We start from the raw sequence: 14,831 nt of genomic DNA, 5'->3' as shown, positions 1-14,831 counted from the left end.
TGAATGATGCCTAGTTCCCCCATTTTTAAATTATCCCAGTATTTCGTGAAGCTTTTGAGTTAGTTCAGCTCTTTCAAGTTCAAGAACCTCACCCGTTTTGCGAATTTTCACTTCGACAATTCCGTCGGATGCCTTTTTACCAACAGTCACCCTGACAGGGAGACCGATCAAGTCGGAGTCTGCGAATTTTACGCCTGCACGTTCTTGACGATCATCCATTAGAACTTCCATGCCTTGTGCCTTTAAATCTTTATATAAATCTTCTGCCAGGGCAGCCTGAGCCTCATCCTTCATATTGATTGGAATCAAATGGACTTGGTATGGCGCTAAATTCTTTGGCCAGACCAATCCTTTTTCATCGTTGAATTGTTCAGCGACAGCTGCAAGTGTACGGGAAACCCCAATACCATAACATCCCATGATCATTGGCTGCGACCGTCCATTCTCATCCAGGAATGTCGCATTCATAGCTTCGGAATATTTTGTTCCCAGCTTGAATACGTGGCCTACCTCAATTCCTTTGGCAAATTTAATTTTTCCGTTTCCGTCGGGCGATGGGTCGCCCTCTTGGATGAAACGAAGATCTATATAATTGGCCACGTTAAAATCACGAGCGGGATTGACGTTCACATAATGGTGGTCTTCCTCATTTGCACCACAAACTCCATTAACCATGGCTTCGACGGCAAGATCCGCAATCACTTCCACATCAGAAGTGACATTTATTGGTCCAAGAGATCCAATTGCACATCCCAAGACTTCCTTCGTCTCATTTGGATCGACCAAATCAACGATTGAAGCGTTATAGAAGTTCTTCAGCTTGATATCATTGACTTCATGATCTCCTCGTACCAAAACTAGCACATACTTTTCATCCACTTTAAACAATAATGATTTTATTAGTTTCGCTGCATTGGTATTCAGGAATGCAGCAACTTCTTCTATCGATTTTTGACCCGGTGTATGAATTTTTTCAAGTGCAATTTGTTCTTCGCTGCTTTTTTCATATTTTACATTCACAGGTGCCATTTCAATATTGGCTGCATACTCGGAAGTATCCGAATAAGCGATGGTATCCTCCCCTATTTCAGACAGGACCATGAATTCATGTGTATCCTTACCACCCATTGCCCCAGAATCGGCAATGACCGCACGGAAGTTCAACCCACAACGGCTAAATATATTCGAATATGCCGCAAATAAATTTTTATATACAGCATCCAGGCTTTCTTGATTAGCATGGAAAGAATAAGCATCCTTCATGATGAACTCACGTCCACGCAACAATCCGAAACGCGGTCTTTTTTCATCACGGAATTTGGTTTGGATTTGGTAAACCGTCAATGGAAGACGCTTATAGGATTTCACCTCATCGCGAACTAAACTGGTTATCACTTCTTCATGCGTGGCACCAAGCGCAAATTCACGGTTGTTGCGATCCTTAAGCCGCATCAACTCTGGACCATAAGTATACCAGCGTCCAGATTCCTGCCAGAATTCAGCTTGTTGTAAAGCCGGCATCAACAGTTCCACTGCACCTGCATTTTCCAGTTCTTCCCTAACGATCGCCTCAACCTTTTGAAGCACCTTTTTTCCAAGCGGCATAAAACTATAAACCCCGCTGGAATTTTGTCTCATAAATCCTGCACGCAATAGCAGCTGATGACTTTTGATTTCAGCATCTGCAGGCACTTCCCTCAATGTAGGGATCAACGTCATACTTTGTTTCATATTTGCACCTCTTCAATATTTCCTTTAAATTACTTGCAGCTTCGGTAAATTTGATACCGCAACATTTTAATACGGTCAATTCATACAAAAAAGACTTTCCGGTCATTCAGAAAAGCTAATTTAATATACTCATTCTCGATTATACTTACGATTTCCCTAGAAAACAAACAATTTTCCCAAAACGATTAAAAAACTAGGAAATCCCTTCAGATAAGAAAACGGCCAACAGATAATTCTGCTGGCCAGTTTTTGCATTATCCAAACATGTCTTACAGGAAGAATCGCTGGATGTCATTCCAGGTAACGACAATCATCAATAACATCAGCAAAGCAAAGCCGATGAAGTGGACCATCCCTTCTTTTTGACGGTCAATTGGTTTCCCTCTTAAGAATTCGACCACAAAGAATAACAGTCTTCCTCCATCCAATGCCGGCAGCGGAAGCAGGTTCATGATTCCCAGGTTAATGCTTAGCAGCCCTGCCCATTTCATTAACGTGAATAAACCTTGTTTCGCCACTTCCTCAGTTGATTTATATATGCCTACAGGACCAGATAAACTGTCGATCGTAAATCCTCCCGTTACAAGATCACCAAGGATGATGAAGATTTGTTTTGTCCAAAAATACGTTTCTGTAAAACCATATTGTATAGCTTTAATCGGTGCTTTTTCAACCGGAGGGTAAACACCGATAATCCCGATTTTCTTCCCTTCCCTTTCCACTTCTTGTGGAACAACCGGTACTTCTAGTGTTTTCCCGTCCCTGTCAACGACAAACTCGATCTCTTGCCCAGGGTTCTTTTGAATGCTTTCCTGAACATCTCCCCAAGTGGAGACTTCCGTACCTTCTATGGATTGAATGACATCTCCCGATTTTAAACCGGCATTTACAGCCGAACCATCCGGAGTCAACTCACCTAGTTTCGCTTCATCCACCACAACACCTTGAAACAGGCCGATCAGCACAAAAATGACAAAAGCCAAAACGAAGTTCATTGCCGGACCAGCTACAATCGTCAGAAAACGATGCCCAAGCGACTTTGAGGCAAATTGCCGGTCAAAAGGAGCAATCTGGTTCTCTACACCATTTTCAACGATCACAGCCTCTTTATGGATGGCAAACGTTTTTAGTGTATCTTCCTCTCCCTCTTCATAACCAGTAAGGATCAGTTTATGATCAAGGTCGATCACTTCAACTTCCACAAGTCGAATATCAGGATATTTATCTTTATTGTTCAAAATGATCTTTGTAACATTCTCATCATTATCGAACATTAACCCCACCCGATAGCCGGGTTTCAATTCTATATTTTCTGCGTCTTCACCGGCCATACGCACGTAACCGCCAAGAGGAAGCAATCGGATGGTATAAACGGTTTCCTTCTTTTTATATGTGAATACTTTTGGCCCGAAACCGATTGCGAACTCACGGCATAAGATTCCTGCTCGCTTTGCAAACACTAAGTGCCCAAGCTCATGGAAAAAAACTAGAGCTCCAAAAATGATGATGAACGCTATAATCGTTTCTAAAGTCTGCATGTTCCGGTCACCTATCTTTCACTAAAGATTCTATATACTGCCTTGTCATATTATCGACTTCCTGAATCGTTTCTAATTCTGGAAGGGCTATGACGGAATGCTGATTCAGCGCTTTTTCAATTAACGTCTCAATTTCAAGGAAGGTTACCTTTCCAGATAAGAATGCTGAGACTGCAGCTTCATTGGCGGCATTCAATACAGTAGTCATCGTTCCGCCCATTTTACCTGCTTTATAAGCGAATTGCAAACAAGGATATCTGGTGAAATCCATATCCCTAAAATGCAGTTTGCCTGCTTCAGCAAGGTTCAATCGTTTGCGGCCTGCCAGCGGAATACGGTCTGGATAAGTAAGTGCATATTGTATCGGCACCCGCATATCCGGTGTCCCCAGTTGTGCTATCACGCTGGAGTCATGAAACTCAACCATGGAATGGATGATGCTCTCCTTATGTAGCAATACATCAATTTTATCGTAGGGAAGATCGAATAGCCAATGGGCCTCGATCACTTCCAACCCTTTATTCATCATTGATGCTGAATCGATCGTGATTTTAGCTCCCATTGACCAATTCGGATGGTTCAGTGCCTCTTCCACCGTTACATCCTTTAATTCTTCCCTGGTCCGATCTCGAAAACTGCCTCCTGAAGCAGTAATGACAAGACGTTCTATATTTTTTTCCTTTTCACCTTGCAGTGCCTGAAAAATAGCTGAATGCTCACTGTCAACCGGCAGCAATCTGACCCCCGCTTTTTTTGCTTCACTCATGACCAAATGACCTGCCGTCACCAACGTCTCCTTGTTGGCGATAGCAATATCCTTTTTTGCCTTTATTGCTTGAAGTGTCGGATAAAGACCCACGCTTCCGATGACGGCATTGACCAATATCGTCGCCTGATCATAAACAGCAACAGCAGTCAATCCCTTATCCCCATACATGAACTCGATATCTTTGCGGTTGGAGAATTCACTTTTCAAAACATGATAATCTTCTTCCGTCTGGACTGAAACCAGTTTCGGTTCAAACTCTTGTATATAAGTCCTGACCAATTCTATATTCTTTCCAGCAGAAAGCGCCACGATCTTGAATTGATCTGGATGGGACCTGACTACATCCGCCGTTTGTTGACCAATCGATCCTGTCGCGCCCAAAAGGCTGATATTTTTCAAATTGTTCATCTCCTAATTCATATAACGCTTGCCTATATTTATATTATAAAACATGCAATAAATGCAAAATCGGTAAAATGAAGATCACACTATCTAGCCTGTCCAAAATTCCACCATGTCCCGGGAGGAGATTCCCTGAATCCTTAACGCCATAATGACGTTTATACGCGGATTGGACGAGATCACCCAATTGGCCGAATACCCCAATGATTAATGAAATCAATAATAATTGTAATAACGTGTAATCAAGGCTGGAGAAGGAGTAAAATAAAACACCCACCACCATCGCGGATATTAACCCGCCGATAAATCCTTCCACCGTCTTGTTTGGACTTATTTCTGGCCATAGCTTTCTTTTACCAAGCGATTTACCAATGAAGTAGGCTCCGGAATCAGTTGCCCAGATCGTAAATAGGGTAAGCAGGATATAGATCAGCCCCAACCCCAAAGAGTCACGTGTTTCAAATAGGAAGTAGAAACCTATCCCCAAGTATAGGATTGAAATCACTAGAAAGCCTGCGTCATCAAAGGTAAAACGGTTTTTTGAAACGACTGTATAAAGTAACAGCAGCAAAACCCCGATCAAGAATACTTGAACTTTATCATAATTAATTTCTGCCAAAAAAGCGGTATGCTCATTAGGCAATAAAAGCACCCACAATAATATGTGAGAAAGAAATGCTTCAAAAGAAAGTACACGTAACTTTTTCATTTTCATCAGTTCGTACAAACCAATCGAACCTAACAGATAAACCGTCAGTAAAAAGGGAGTGCCCCCTAAAATGACTAGTGGAATGAAGATAGCGGCAACTACGACCGCCGTAATAATTCGTTGTTTCATTATTCCATTTTCCTCGCCTTCTACATTAAACGCCACCGAATCTTCGTGAACGCTTTTGATACTCCTCAACTGCCTGCAATAAATGCTCTTCACTAAAATCCGGCCACAGCACTTCAGTAAACCAAAGCTCCGTATAAGCAGACTGCCAAAGCATGAAATTACTTAAACGGATTTCACCGCTAGTACGGATCAGTAAATCGGGATCCGACAAATGTTTGGTCATCAGGTAACTGGATACCATTTCCTCCGTTACATTTTCCTTTATTATACCATTCTTAGCATCTTGAATGATGCTATTCACTGCAGATACAATCTCCCCACGGCTTCCATAGTTCAGGGCAAAATTCAGAATCATCCCATCATTGTCTTTCGTGTCTTCCATTGCCCGTTTAACGGCACTTTGAGTATGTGACGGAATGAGCGACAAGTCCCCAATCGTTTCAACTCTAACATTTTCCGAAATGAGCTCGGGCAAAAAAGTCCCAAGAAATTCCTGGGGCAGCTTCATCAAAAAGTCGACTTCACTTTTCGGGCGTTTCCAATTTTCAGTGGAAAACGCATAGACCGTCAAAGTTTTGACCCCTAATTTATTGGCAACTTTCGTAATTCTACGAACGGTTTTCATTCCTTCATGATGACCCGCCACACGTGGCAATGCACGCTTTTTGGCCCAACGGCCGTTCCCATCCATAATGATGGCGATATGCTGAGGAACATCAAACTGTTTAATATGCTGAATCCTATTTGTTACATCGGAAGAAGCATCTTTTTTAACGAAACGCTTCCAAAGTGAATACATATGTTAGTCCCCCATCAGGTTGTACTTATCTCTCTACAAAGGCAAAGTTTTTCGTGCACTATGTATATCAAGCTTTCTGCCGCTTAAAAAGAATCTATATTATAATATCAAAAAAAAACTGGTTCTCATATTATTATTATGAAAATTATTTCTTCATTAGAAGCTTGAAAGGGAGAAATCATTCCTTCTTTTTTCTGAAACCGATTATGACTGACATGAAAAATGCAAAAAAAAGGCCACCTCCAACGTTTGCATGCAACATACTAACTCAAGGAGTAATCATTATCGGAGAAACCTTATTATAACAGTTTTCTCCTTTAAGCACACCTATATGTTAGCACCAAGACATGACCCAGTATGGATTCGGCCCTCTTTATTTAATCAATTCTTCAATGGAAATTATACTTCCAAAATTTCTTTTTCTTTATCTTTTGTAATTTCATCGATTTTCGTGATATTGCCATCTGTCATCTTTTGGATGTCATCAGCATAGCCACGCAAATCATCTTCAGTGATTTCACCACTTTTTTCAAGCTTTTTCAAATCATCATTAGCATCGCGACGCACATTACGGACAGCTATTTTTGCCTCTTCCGCTTCTTTTTTCACAACTTTCACAAGCTCTTTTCTGCGCTCTTCAGTTAACGCCGGGATGGCTATCCTGATGATCGATCCGTCATTAGAAGGATTTAAGCCTAAGTCTGATTTCAAAATCGCCTTTTCGATTTCACCCAATACCGTTTTATCATATGGTTGAATGACTAATAGTCTAGCTTCCGGGACAGAAATACCAGCCACCTGATTAACCGGTGTCGGCGAACCATAATAATCAATCGAGATTCTATCAAGCAATGAGGCATTTGCCCTTCCGGCACGGATGCTTGCTAATTCACGTGTGTACGCTCCAATGGCTTTTTCCATTTTCGTTTTCGCATTCGAAATAACTTGTTTCGGCATCTTTTATTTCCCCCTTACAATAGTTCCAAGCGTTTCGCCTAAAACGGCCCGTTTAATATTACCTTTTTCCATGATCGAGAAGACGATCAATGGAATATCATTGTCCATACATAGTGAGGACGCAGTTGAATCCATTACTTCTAACCCTTCTTTAATCACATCAAGATAGGAAAGTTTATCATACTTCACTGCATTTTTGTCTTTAACCGGATCTGCATTGTATACGCCATCCACATTATTCTTCGCCATCAAGATGACATCAGCTTCAATTTCTGCAGCACGCAGGGCGGCAGTGGTATCCGTTGAGAAGTATGGATTACCTGTACCAGCTGCAAAAATCACCACTCTCTTTTTCTCTAGATGCCTGATTGCACGGCGTCTAATGTATGGTTCTGCTACTTGTCTCATCTCAATGGAAGTTTGCACGCGTGTTTCAATTCCAAGCTGATCAAGGCTGTCTTGTAATGCCAATGAGTTCATGACTGTAGCCAACATCCCCATATAATCGGCATTAGCACGATCCATGCCCATTTCACTGCCTATTTTCCCGCGCCAGATGTTTCCGCCACCGACAACAACAGCTACTTCCACATCAAGCTCAGCCACTTCCTTGACTTGTTCAGCAATGGATTTAATTACTGCAGGGTTAATTCCAAATCCTTCTTCACCGGCTAATGCTTCACCACTTAGTTTTAGAACGACACGTTTATATTTAGCGTTACTCATGAGAACCTCCAACTATGTAATCTTTTCATTCGTTCATCATGCTTTCTTGCAATACTGCCAAAAAATCATGACATTTCAAAAAATAGGGAACACAAGAGTGTTCCCCATTATTAATTATCTGACAATTAGTCTTTTTTAACTTGGTTCATTACTTCTTCAGCAAAGTTTTCTTGACGTTTTTCAAGACCTTCCCCTACTTCATAACGAACGAATGATTGGATTTTTCCGCCTTTTGATTCAACGAATTGTCCCACTTTTTGATCAGGGTTCTTAACGAAAGCTTGTTCGTTAACACAGATTTCTTCGTAGAATTTATTGATACGTCCTTCAACCATTTTCGCAACGATTTTTTCAGGTTTTCCTTCATTAAGAGCTTGCTGCGTAAGAACTTCGCGTTCGCGTTCTAATTCGCTAGCATCCACTTGGTCGCGAGAGATATATTTAGGGTTAATTGCAGCAATATGCATTGAAACGCTTTTAGCTGCCTCTTCGTCAGTTGTACCTTCAAGAACTGACAGTACGCTGATGCGTCCGCCCATGTGAAGGTATGCACCAAATGCGTCGTTATCTGTTTTAGAAACGACTTGGAAACGGCGAAGAGTTAATTTTTCCCCAATTTTAGCAACAGCAGCATTGATATGATCTGCAACTTTTGCTCCATTTTCCATTGTTTGCTCAAGAGCAGCTTCAACGCTTTCAGGTTTGTTCGCAAGAAGGAACCCAGCCAATTCCTTAACAAGAATTTGGAAGCCTTCGTTTTTAGCAACGAAATCAGTTTCAGAGTTCACTTCAAGAATAACCGCTTGGTTTCCTTCAACAACGATTGAAGTTAAACCTTCAGCAGCGATACGGTCGCCTTTATTAGCAGCTTTTGCAATTCCTTTTTCACGTAGGAAATCGATTGCCTTTTCCATATCGCCTTCTGTTTGTACAAGTGCCTTTTTACAGTCCATCATACCGGCACCAGTTTTTTCACGCAATTCTTTAACTAATTGTGCAGTGATTGCCATAATATATATCCTCCTCAAATTAAATGCAGTTTATTCAATCTTTACCCATTATTGCCAAAAAATACTTGTTATCATCAAAGAAAATAAGGAGCTTTGACAATATTTCCGAAAAACATCCACTTTTTCAGTCAATATGACGGAACTAAACCAGCTGATGATTTTCATCCCTTAAAAATCGCCCATACCTTTTAAAAAAGACATTCCGTACAGTGATTTTATGTATGTTTATTTAGTGCAAAAAAAAGGGATAAAAGGCATTATCCTCTTATCACCTTTTTTCTTACTGAATAAGCAACCTTTTTTACTTATTAAGCAGTTGTTGTTTCAGTTGCTGTTTCTTCGCCTTGTTTAGCTTCTAAGATAGCATCTGCCATTTTACCTGTTAATAATTTAACAGCACGGATTGCATCGTCATTCGCAGGAATAACTACATCGATTTCATCCGGATCACAGTTTGTATCAACGATACCAACAAGTGGAATGTGTAATTTGTGTGCTTCCGCAACAGCAATACGCTCTTTGCGTGGGTCGATAACGAAGATCGCATCTGGAAGAGTCTTCATATCTTTAATACCGCCTAAGAATTTCTCTAAGCGATCCCATTCTTTTTTAAGTTGGATAACTTCTTTTTTAGGAAGGACTTCGAAAGTTCCGTTTTCTTCCATTTTTTCGATATCTTTAAGACGAGCGATACGTTTTTGGATTGTTTCAAAGTTTGTTAAAGTTCCGCCTAACCAACGTTGGTTTACATAGTACATACCAGAACGGATAGCTTCTTCTTTAACAGATTCTTGAGCTTGTTTTTTAGTTCCGACGAATAGAACAGTACCGCCGTTAGCAGCTAGTTCCTTCACGAAGTTATAAGCTTCTTCAACCTTTTTAACTGTTTTTTGAAGGTCGATGATGTAGATGCCGTTACGCTCAGTGAAGATATATTTCTTCATTTTTGGGTTCCAGCGACGTGTTTGGTGTCCGAAATGCACACCAGCTTCAAGCAATTGTTTCATAGAAATGACTGACATTTTAGTTCCTCCTAAATGGTTTTGTTTTTCCTCCGCACCGATCATTTTCATACAGAAACTGTCGTAACAGCACCATCTGCAAGAATCACGGGGCGTGTGTATTAACACCATTTCATAATATATCATAATGACTCTTCACAATCAAGAGATAAGTTTATCTATTCATGCGAAACTTTAGTAATAGCTCTATCTCCGTTCGACCGCAACCTAACTTTTTGGCGATTTCCTCTATTGAATGTCCTTGATCCGCTAACATATCCACTTTTTCATTTAATGAACGTTCATTTAACGAAGCCTGCAGCATGTCCGAAAATTCCTTGGCAGCCGGCTTCCCTTGATTTTGAGGGGAAGTGGCAGCCGATGCAAGTTCCAATTTGTCCTCGACTTTTACGGGTAAAGCATTGGCCTCATTTTCTTCAGGCATTATTTTATAAGCGTTAATTGCCTGCTTTTTAGCGGCGGCACGACTTCCCGCTTTATACTCTAGCAGAATGTTTTGTTCTTGTTCTTGTTTTTCTTTCTTTGTTTCTTTGATTGAACTATGTTCTTGTCCTTTTTGTCCATGCTCAGGATTCATTGCCACCGAATTGTTGATTGCCTTTACCAGTGTCTCGTTATCCTCTTTCATCTCCATTAAATAACCAGACAAAAGTTGTTCCATTTCTCCAATGACGGCCTTTTGGTCTTTTTCCAACATGCTTAAACGATTTTGACGAAGATATAAAACGATGATGGCAAAAATGGTGAATATGTTCAATACAAACAACAGAAATATAAAAAATGCTGACATACTGCCTCCTAATTAACCGGAATAGTCAATCCTGTTACCTTTAAACGGATGGGGATCTTTTTTCACTGTTGTTTTTTCTTGAGTACTTTCCCTATTCTCTTCTTGACAAAGTACAGTTCGAACATTCTGTGATTTCGAATCATTTATTGATGCAGGTATCCGCAAAAATTCTATCAAGTTGATTTACAGGGCTTTCTTCGTTCAATAGGAATCCCTAATGCCTTCCAGACTCCATAGCCCTCTTCAATGGAAGTATCTTCATTAAATCTTTTGATCTTGCATCGTGTTTCTTAATTTATAAATCGCTTTCGAGTGAATTTGGGATATCCGTGACGTAGATAGACCCATCACTTGTCCGATTTCGGTTAACGTCAGTTCTTCTTTATAAAAAAGCTGTAAAACCAACTGTTCTTTTTCATTTAGGGTTTCAATGACTTTGGCTAATTCCTCATACAGTTCGTCCCTTAACACATGTTCCTCAGGTAAATCCGCCTTTTCATCTTTAATATGAAAATTCGCGCTTTCTTTATCGTCCTCTTGGGGATTTTCATCCATCGATAGTACATTGGCAAAGAAATTCTCATTTAATGCAGCATATACTTCATCTTCCGGAATATTCAATTCAGCGGCAATCTCAGTTGGCGAAAGGTTCCTCATGTATTGCTGCTCCAGCTTCTCTATTGCAGATTCAATTTTCTTGGCTTTATCTCTTGCACTCCGTGGAAGCCAATCCTCTTTTCTTAATCCATCTAAAATGGCACCACGAATTCTAAATGATGCATATGTGTCAAACTTGAGGTCACGCTTCGTATCAAAACGTTCCAGGGCATCGAATAACCCCATCATCCCTAAACTCCTTATATCATCCCGGCTCACATTTTTAGGAAGACTTACTGAAATACGTTGAACATGGTACGATACGAGAGGTATGTATTTCTTTACCAAAATGTCCCCGGCTAGCGGATCTCTGCAATCCACCCAATTTTTCCAACATAACTGCTCTTCTTCGATGGTCAGATGAGACATTGGACATCCTCCTAACATTGTTATACGATTTGTGATCAATACGGCCCTTAAAGCCATACATGCAATAATGATCCGGTTGCAAATGTACCTGTCATATTTTTGGCTTTTCAAAAGCCAAATCCGATCCTATATGTTTTTAGTCCCTTTTGTAACGGTCCGTATATTTAGCAGACAATCATTTAAATTGAATTCAATCGTTCTTCCGCTATTCCCGCCAACATCTTCGGCAACGATTCTAATCCGCAAGTCAGATAACTCTTTCCGGACAGCTTCCACATTCCGGGGTCCGATTCTCATTAAATCCCCTCCGGAGGCAAATGGAAACATTTGTGCTCCTCCAGCCAGCTTCGCTTTGAGGTATGGCATTCTTGCGCCTTCTTTGACTAATACCTGCACTAATTCCTTTATCGCCGTATCTGCAAATTTGGCAACATTGATCTGTCCCGATTTTGCGAGTGAAGAGTCTGGAAGCATAATATGGGCCAAACCTGCGATTTCTTTTTTTTCATCATAAATCACAACACCGACACACGATCCCAAACCTGAAGTACGAATCGTATAGGGAGGTTTTATTATATCCATATCCGCTATTCCAACCTTAACAACCTGGACCTTTACGGATTCAGTCATTAGGTGAAACTCCTAAGGCGGAAAAAATGATATCAAAAAATTCGGGATCAGGTAATGCTTCCCTCACTTTAATCTTGCAGAATAAATTCAGGCGTGTTGCCAAGGATTTCGTGAAACCGGGGGGCATATGCTGGACAATGAGTATGGGAGCATCAATTTCTACTGGGAGTCCTGTCAAGACAGTCTGCAGAGCTCTCGGGCCTCCTGTTGATGTACCGATGACTATTATCTTCTTATATCCATAGGATCATTTTTTTAGTTTTTTTCGTTTTTTGACAATCCAGTTGAATCTATTTTACTATATTTTTCCCAAAATAATGGGCTTCTTTCAATATTTTTCGCATTTTTTTCTAGTTTGTGAACATTTGCCCTGCTGGCAACCATAACTTTTTTATGGAGTTCTTTCTTGATTTGATTTTATGTAAATCAATGAAACGGCTCCCGAAGGTTTAGCTACAAAGTCAAAGGCTCCACTGTTCATGGCGACAAATGTATTTTCCGTTCCTTTTTTCGTGGCGCTTGATAACATGACTACAGCGGTTGGACATTCATTATCCGGTTTAATGCTTCCAATACGTCCATAATCGGCATTTCCACATCCAAAGTTACGACATCGGGTTTTAATGTTAATGGCATCTCTTCCATTCCTGGCAGTCCCGATGACTTCCACCCTGCTATCTTCTGCTAAAAACTCTGAAATTAACTTTCTCATAAATGCAGAATCGTCCACTATCAGCACTTTTAAACTTTACCCATAAAAGGAGACCTACTTTCCAAAAAAATATCTCTTCATATTTTGGAGGAAATGGCTTTTTTGCAAAGTCAATTCTACCCCAAATGAATGATTTGCATATCTCGAAGTAATGTCCACAATGGCTTTGGATACATCGGCTTCAGAATCGAAAAGGAGAAAGGGCATTTGGCATTTTCCGGTGATTGAAAAGTATTTGAAAATAACTCCACATCGATCACCTCTCTCTATAATTAACAAATAATTACATTATCAACAAATTAACCCAGTGTATTTACGTTTTTAATTTTAAAGAAACATTATAACTATGTCCATAAACAATACATAGACTTTAGACCTATTCTCGTCGAAAATTGTCACAAATTGCTCAAATTTGTCGTTTTTATTAGTATGATTACAGGGTTATATTACGTAATATTAAATTTTAATACGATATTCTACATATTAACCAAATTTTACTTCTGTTAGCTTTTTTATCATATCGAAAAACAAATCTATATAACTGATACTTTAGAACTAATTTTCACATTCACTTTCAATTAATTATTTCAATTTAGTTGATTTCACCCTTTAAAATAAAGGATTTATAAGAGAACAAAGGTTTACTGCCTTTTTTCTTTTTTTGAAAAAAACGTTTTTTTCAAAACGCTGATTCATTCGACAAAATTCCCTAATGGCTAAACCCGTTATCCATAGAGTTTTAGTAATCCAAAAGTTTAAACAACGTTCATTTTCACTATTACAACAGTTATAATAGTATAATTATCTTTTTTAAGAAAAGTTTAACTAGTTTTTCAATTCTAATAGAAAACAAACCTATATACACATTTCCCTTTAATTCGAATTACCTCTTTCTCCTTTCTCCTCCTGACATTCACCCGCTTTTGCTTATTAGTCCCAGAGAGCAACAGATCCAAATACCACAAAAAAAGCAGCCCTTTTTAAAGGACTGCTTTTTTAGTATGTTAATTATTTTTAAGCTTTTCTAATTCAAGAAGGAATTTATCGTTCAGTACTTTGATATAAGTACCTTTCATTCCTAGTGAGCGGGATTCAATGACTCCGGCACTTTCCAGTTTCCGTAGGGCATTTACGATAACTGAACGGGTGATGCCGACACGGTCTGCAATTTTGGATGCTACAAGCAGACCTTCATTACCTTTAAGCTCCTCAAAAATGTGCTCAATTGCTTCCAATTCGCTGTAAGATAACGAGGAGATTGCCATTTGAACAACAGCTTTACTACGAGCTTCTTCTTCTATCTCTTCTGATTTTTCACGCAGGATTTCCATGCCGACTACAGTCGCACCATATTCAGCCAAAATTAAATCATCATCATGAAATTTTTCTTGTAATCGGGCAAGAACCAATGTTCCTAAACGTTCTCCCCCACCCATAATCGGTACGATCGTCGTTAAACCAGTTGCGAAAAGCTCTTTGTTTTCGACTGGAAAAGCAGTATATTCGCTTTCGATATCAAGATTCGAAGAGGTTTCAGGAATATTGAACAGGTTTTTTGTGTACTCTTCAGGGAATTGTTTATCTTCCAACATTTTGTACATGCGTTCGTTTTCAATTTGCTGACTTACCGCTATGCCAAGTAATTTCCCGCGGCGGCTGACGACGAATACATTCGCTTCGATAACTTCACTTAAACTTTCAGCCATTTCCTTGAAGTTAACAGCTTTACCTGCTGCTTTTTGGAGCATTGCATTGATTTTTCTTGTTTTTGCTAATAAGTTCATTTGATTTGTTCCTCCTAAAAATACCATGGTTCACAATAACTATGAAGTTGTATTTCCGTAATTTTATGTTCATTGCTTAGGCAAATCATTGCCAAGA

Annotated in this window: 15 protein-coding genes; all 15 read right to left on the bottom strand. The window is 39.7% G+C overall.

Annotated elements, in window-relative coordinates; all coding sequences use genetic code 11:
- Positions 1-30 precede the first annotated feature (30 nt).
- Positions 31-1,731 carry a proline--tRNA ligase gene (locus ACJ9PY_RS08305; protein ID WP_411739765.1) on the bottom strand — a complete coding sequence of 567 codons (1,701 nt, stop codon included), beginning with the start codon at positions 1,729-1,731 and terminating at the stop codon, positions 31-33.
- Between the two features lie 269 nt (positions 1,732-2,000).
- Positions 2,001-3,269: an RIP metalloprotease RseP gene (gene rseP / locus ACJ9PY_RS08300; RefSeq protein ID WP_034313629.1), complete on the bottom strand. Its 1,269-nt coding sequence runs from the start codon at positions 3,267-3,269 to the stop codon at positions 2,001-2,003.
- A gap of 7 nt (positions 3,270-3,276) precedes the next feature.
- Positions 3,277-4,437: a 1-deoxy-D-xylulose-5-phosphate reductoisomerase gene (gene dxr / locus ACJ9PY_RS08295; protein WP_411739764.1), complete on the bottom strand. Its 1,161-nt coding sequence runs from the start codon at positions 4,435-4,437 to the stop codon at positions 3,277-3,279.
- A gap of 43 nt (positions 4,438-4,480) precedes the next feature.
- Positions 4,481-5,278 (bottom strand): phosphatidate cytidylyltransferase, encoded by a 798-nt coding sequence (locus ACJ9PY_RS08290; RefSeq protein ID WP_411739763.1) that lies wholly within the window; start codon positions 5,276-5,278, stop codon positions 4,481-4,483.
- A 25-nt stretch (positions 5,279-5,303) separates the two neighbouring features.
- Positions 5,304-6,077: an isoprenyl transferase gene (locus tag ACJ9PY_RS08285; protein WP_034313634.1), complete on the bottom strand. Its 774-nt coding sequence runs from the start codon at positions 6,075-6,077 to the stop codon at positions 5,304-5,306.
- Positions 6,078-6,476: 399 nt separating this feature from the next.
- Positions 6,477-7,034, bottom strand: coding sequence for a ribosome recycling factor (frr, locus tag ACJ9PY_RS08280; protein WP_034313637.1), 558 nt, complete (start codon positions 7,032-7,034; stop codon positions 6,477-6,479).
- A gap of 3 nt (positions 7,035-7,037) precedes the next feature.
- On the bottom strand, positions 7,038-7,760 hold the full coding sequence (gene pyrH, locus ACJ9PY_RS08275) for a UMP kinase (RefSeq protein ID WP_034313639.1): 723 nt from the start codon (positions 7,758-7,760) through the stop codon (positions 7,038-7,040).
- A gap of 125 nt (positions 7,761-7,885) precedes the next feature.
- Entirely contained in the window at positions 7,886-8,770 is an 885-nt protein-coding gene (gene tsf / locus ACJ9PY_RS08270) for a translation elongation factor Ts (protein ID WP_034313641.1), read from the bottom strand.
- Positions 8,771-9,078: 308 nt separating this feature from the next.
- Positions 9,079-9,792, bottom strand: coding sequence for a 30S ribosomal protein S2 (gene rpsB, locus ACJ9PY_RS08265; protein WP_034313644.1), 714 nt, complete (start codon positions 9,790-9,792; stop codon positions 9,079-9,081).
- Positions 9,793-9,946: 154 nt separating this feature from the next.
- Entirely contained in the window at positions 9,947-10,582 is a 636-nt protein-coding gene (locus ACJ9PY_RS08260; protein ID WP_268936697.1) for a hypothetical protein, read from the bottom strand.
- 261 nt (positions 10,583-10,843) lie between these two features.
- Positions 10,844-11,608: a FliA/WhiG family RNA polymerase sigma factor gene (locus ACJ9PY_RS08255; RefSeq protein ID WP_411739762.1), complete on the bottom strand. Its 765-nt coding sequence runs from the start codon at positions 11,606-11,608 to the stop codon at positions 10,844-10,846.
- A 126-nt stretch (positions 11,609-11,734) separates the two neighbouring features.
- Positions 11,735-12,238 carry a chemotaxis protein CheD gene (locus ACJ9PY_RS08250; protein WP_411739761.1) on the bottom strand — a complete coding sequence of 168 codons (504 nt, stop codon included), beginning with the start codon at positions 12,236-12,238 and terminating at the stop codon, positions 11,735-11,737.
- Complete coding sequence (locus ACJ9PY_RS08245; protein WP_223255881.1) at positions 12,231-12,458, bottom strand: chemotaxis protein CheB; 228 nt, start codon at positions 12,456-12,458, stop codon at positions 12,231-12,233. Before ACJ9PY_RS08245 ends, ACJ9PY_RS08250 begins: the two co-directional genes overlap by 8 nt.
- A 171-nt stretch (positions 12,459-12,629) precedes the next feature.
- Complete coding sequence (locus ACJ9PY_RS08240; RefSeq protein ID WP_411739760.1) at positions 12,630-12,950, bottom strand: response regulator; 321 nt, start codon at positions 12,948-12,950, stop codon at positions 12,630-12,632.
- A 1,004-nt stretch (positions 12,951-13,954) separates the two neighbouring features.
- Positions 13,955-14,734: a GTP-sensing pleiotropic transcriptional regulator CodY gene (gene codY / locus ACJ9PY_RS08235; RefSeq protein ID WP_057278408.1), complete on the bottom strand. Its 780-nt coding sequence runs from the start codon at positions 14,732-14,734 to the stop codon at positions 13,955-13,957.
- Positions 14,735-14,831: the final 97 nt, after the last annotated feature.

This window comes from Peribacillus sp. S4 (assembly GCF_046715815.1).
GTDB classification, from domain to species: Bacteria; Bacillota; Bacilli; order Bacillales; family DSM-1321; genus Peribacillus; species Peribacillus frigoritolerans.
Note: the sequence above shows the minus strand (reverse complement) of the source record. Positions and strands in the feature narration are given on the sequence as shown.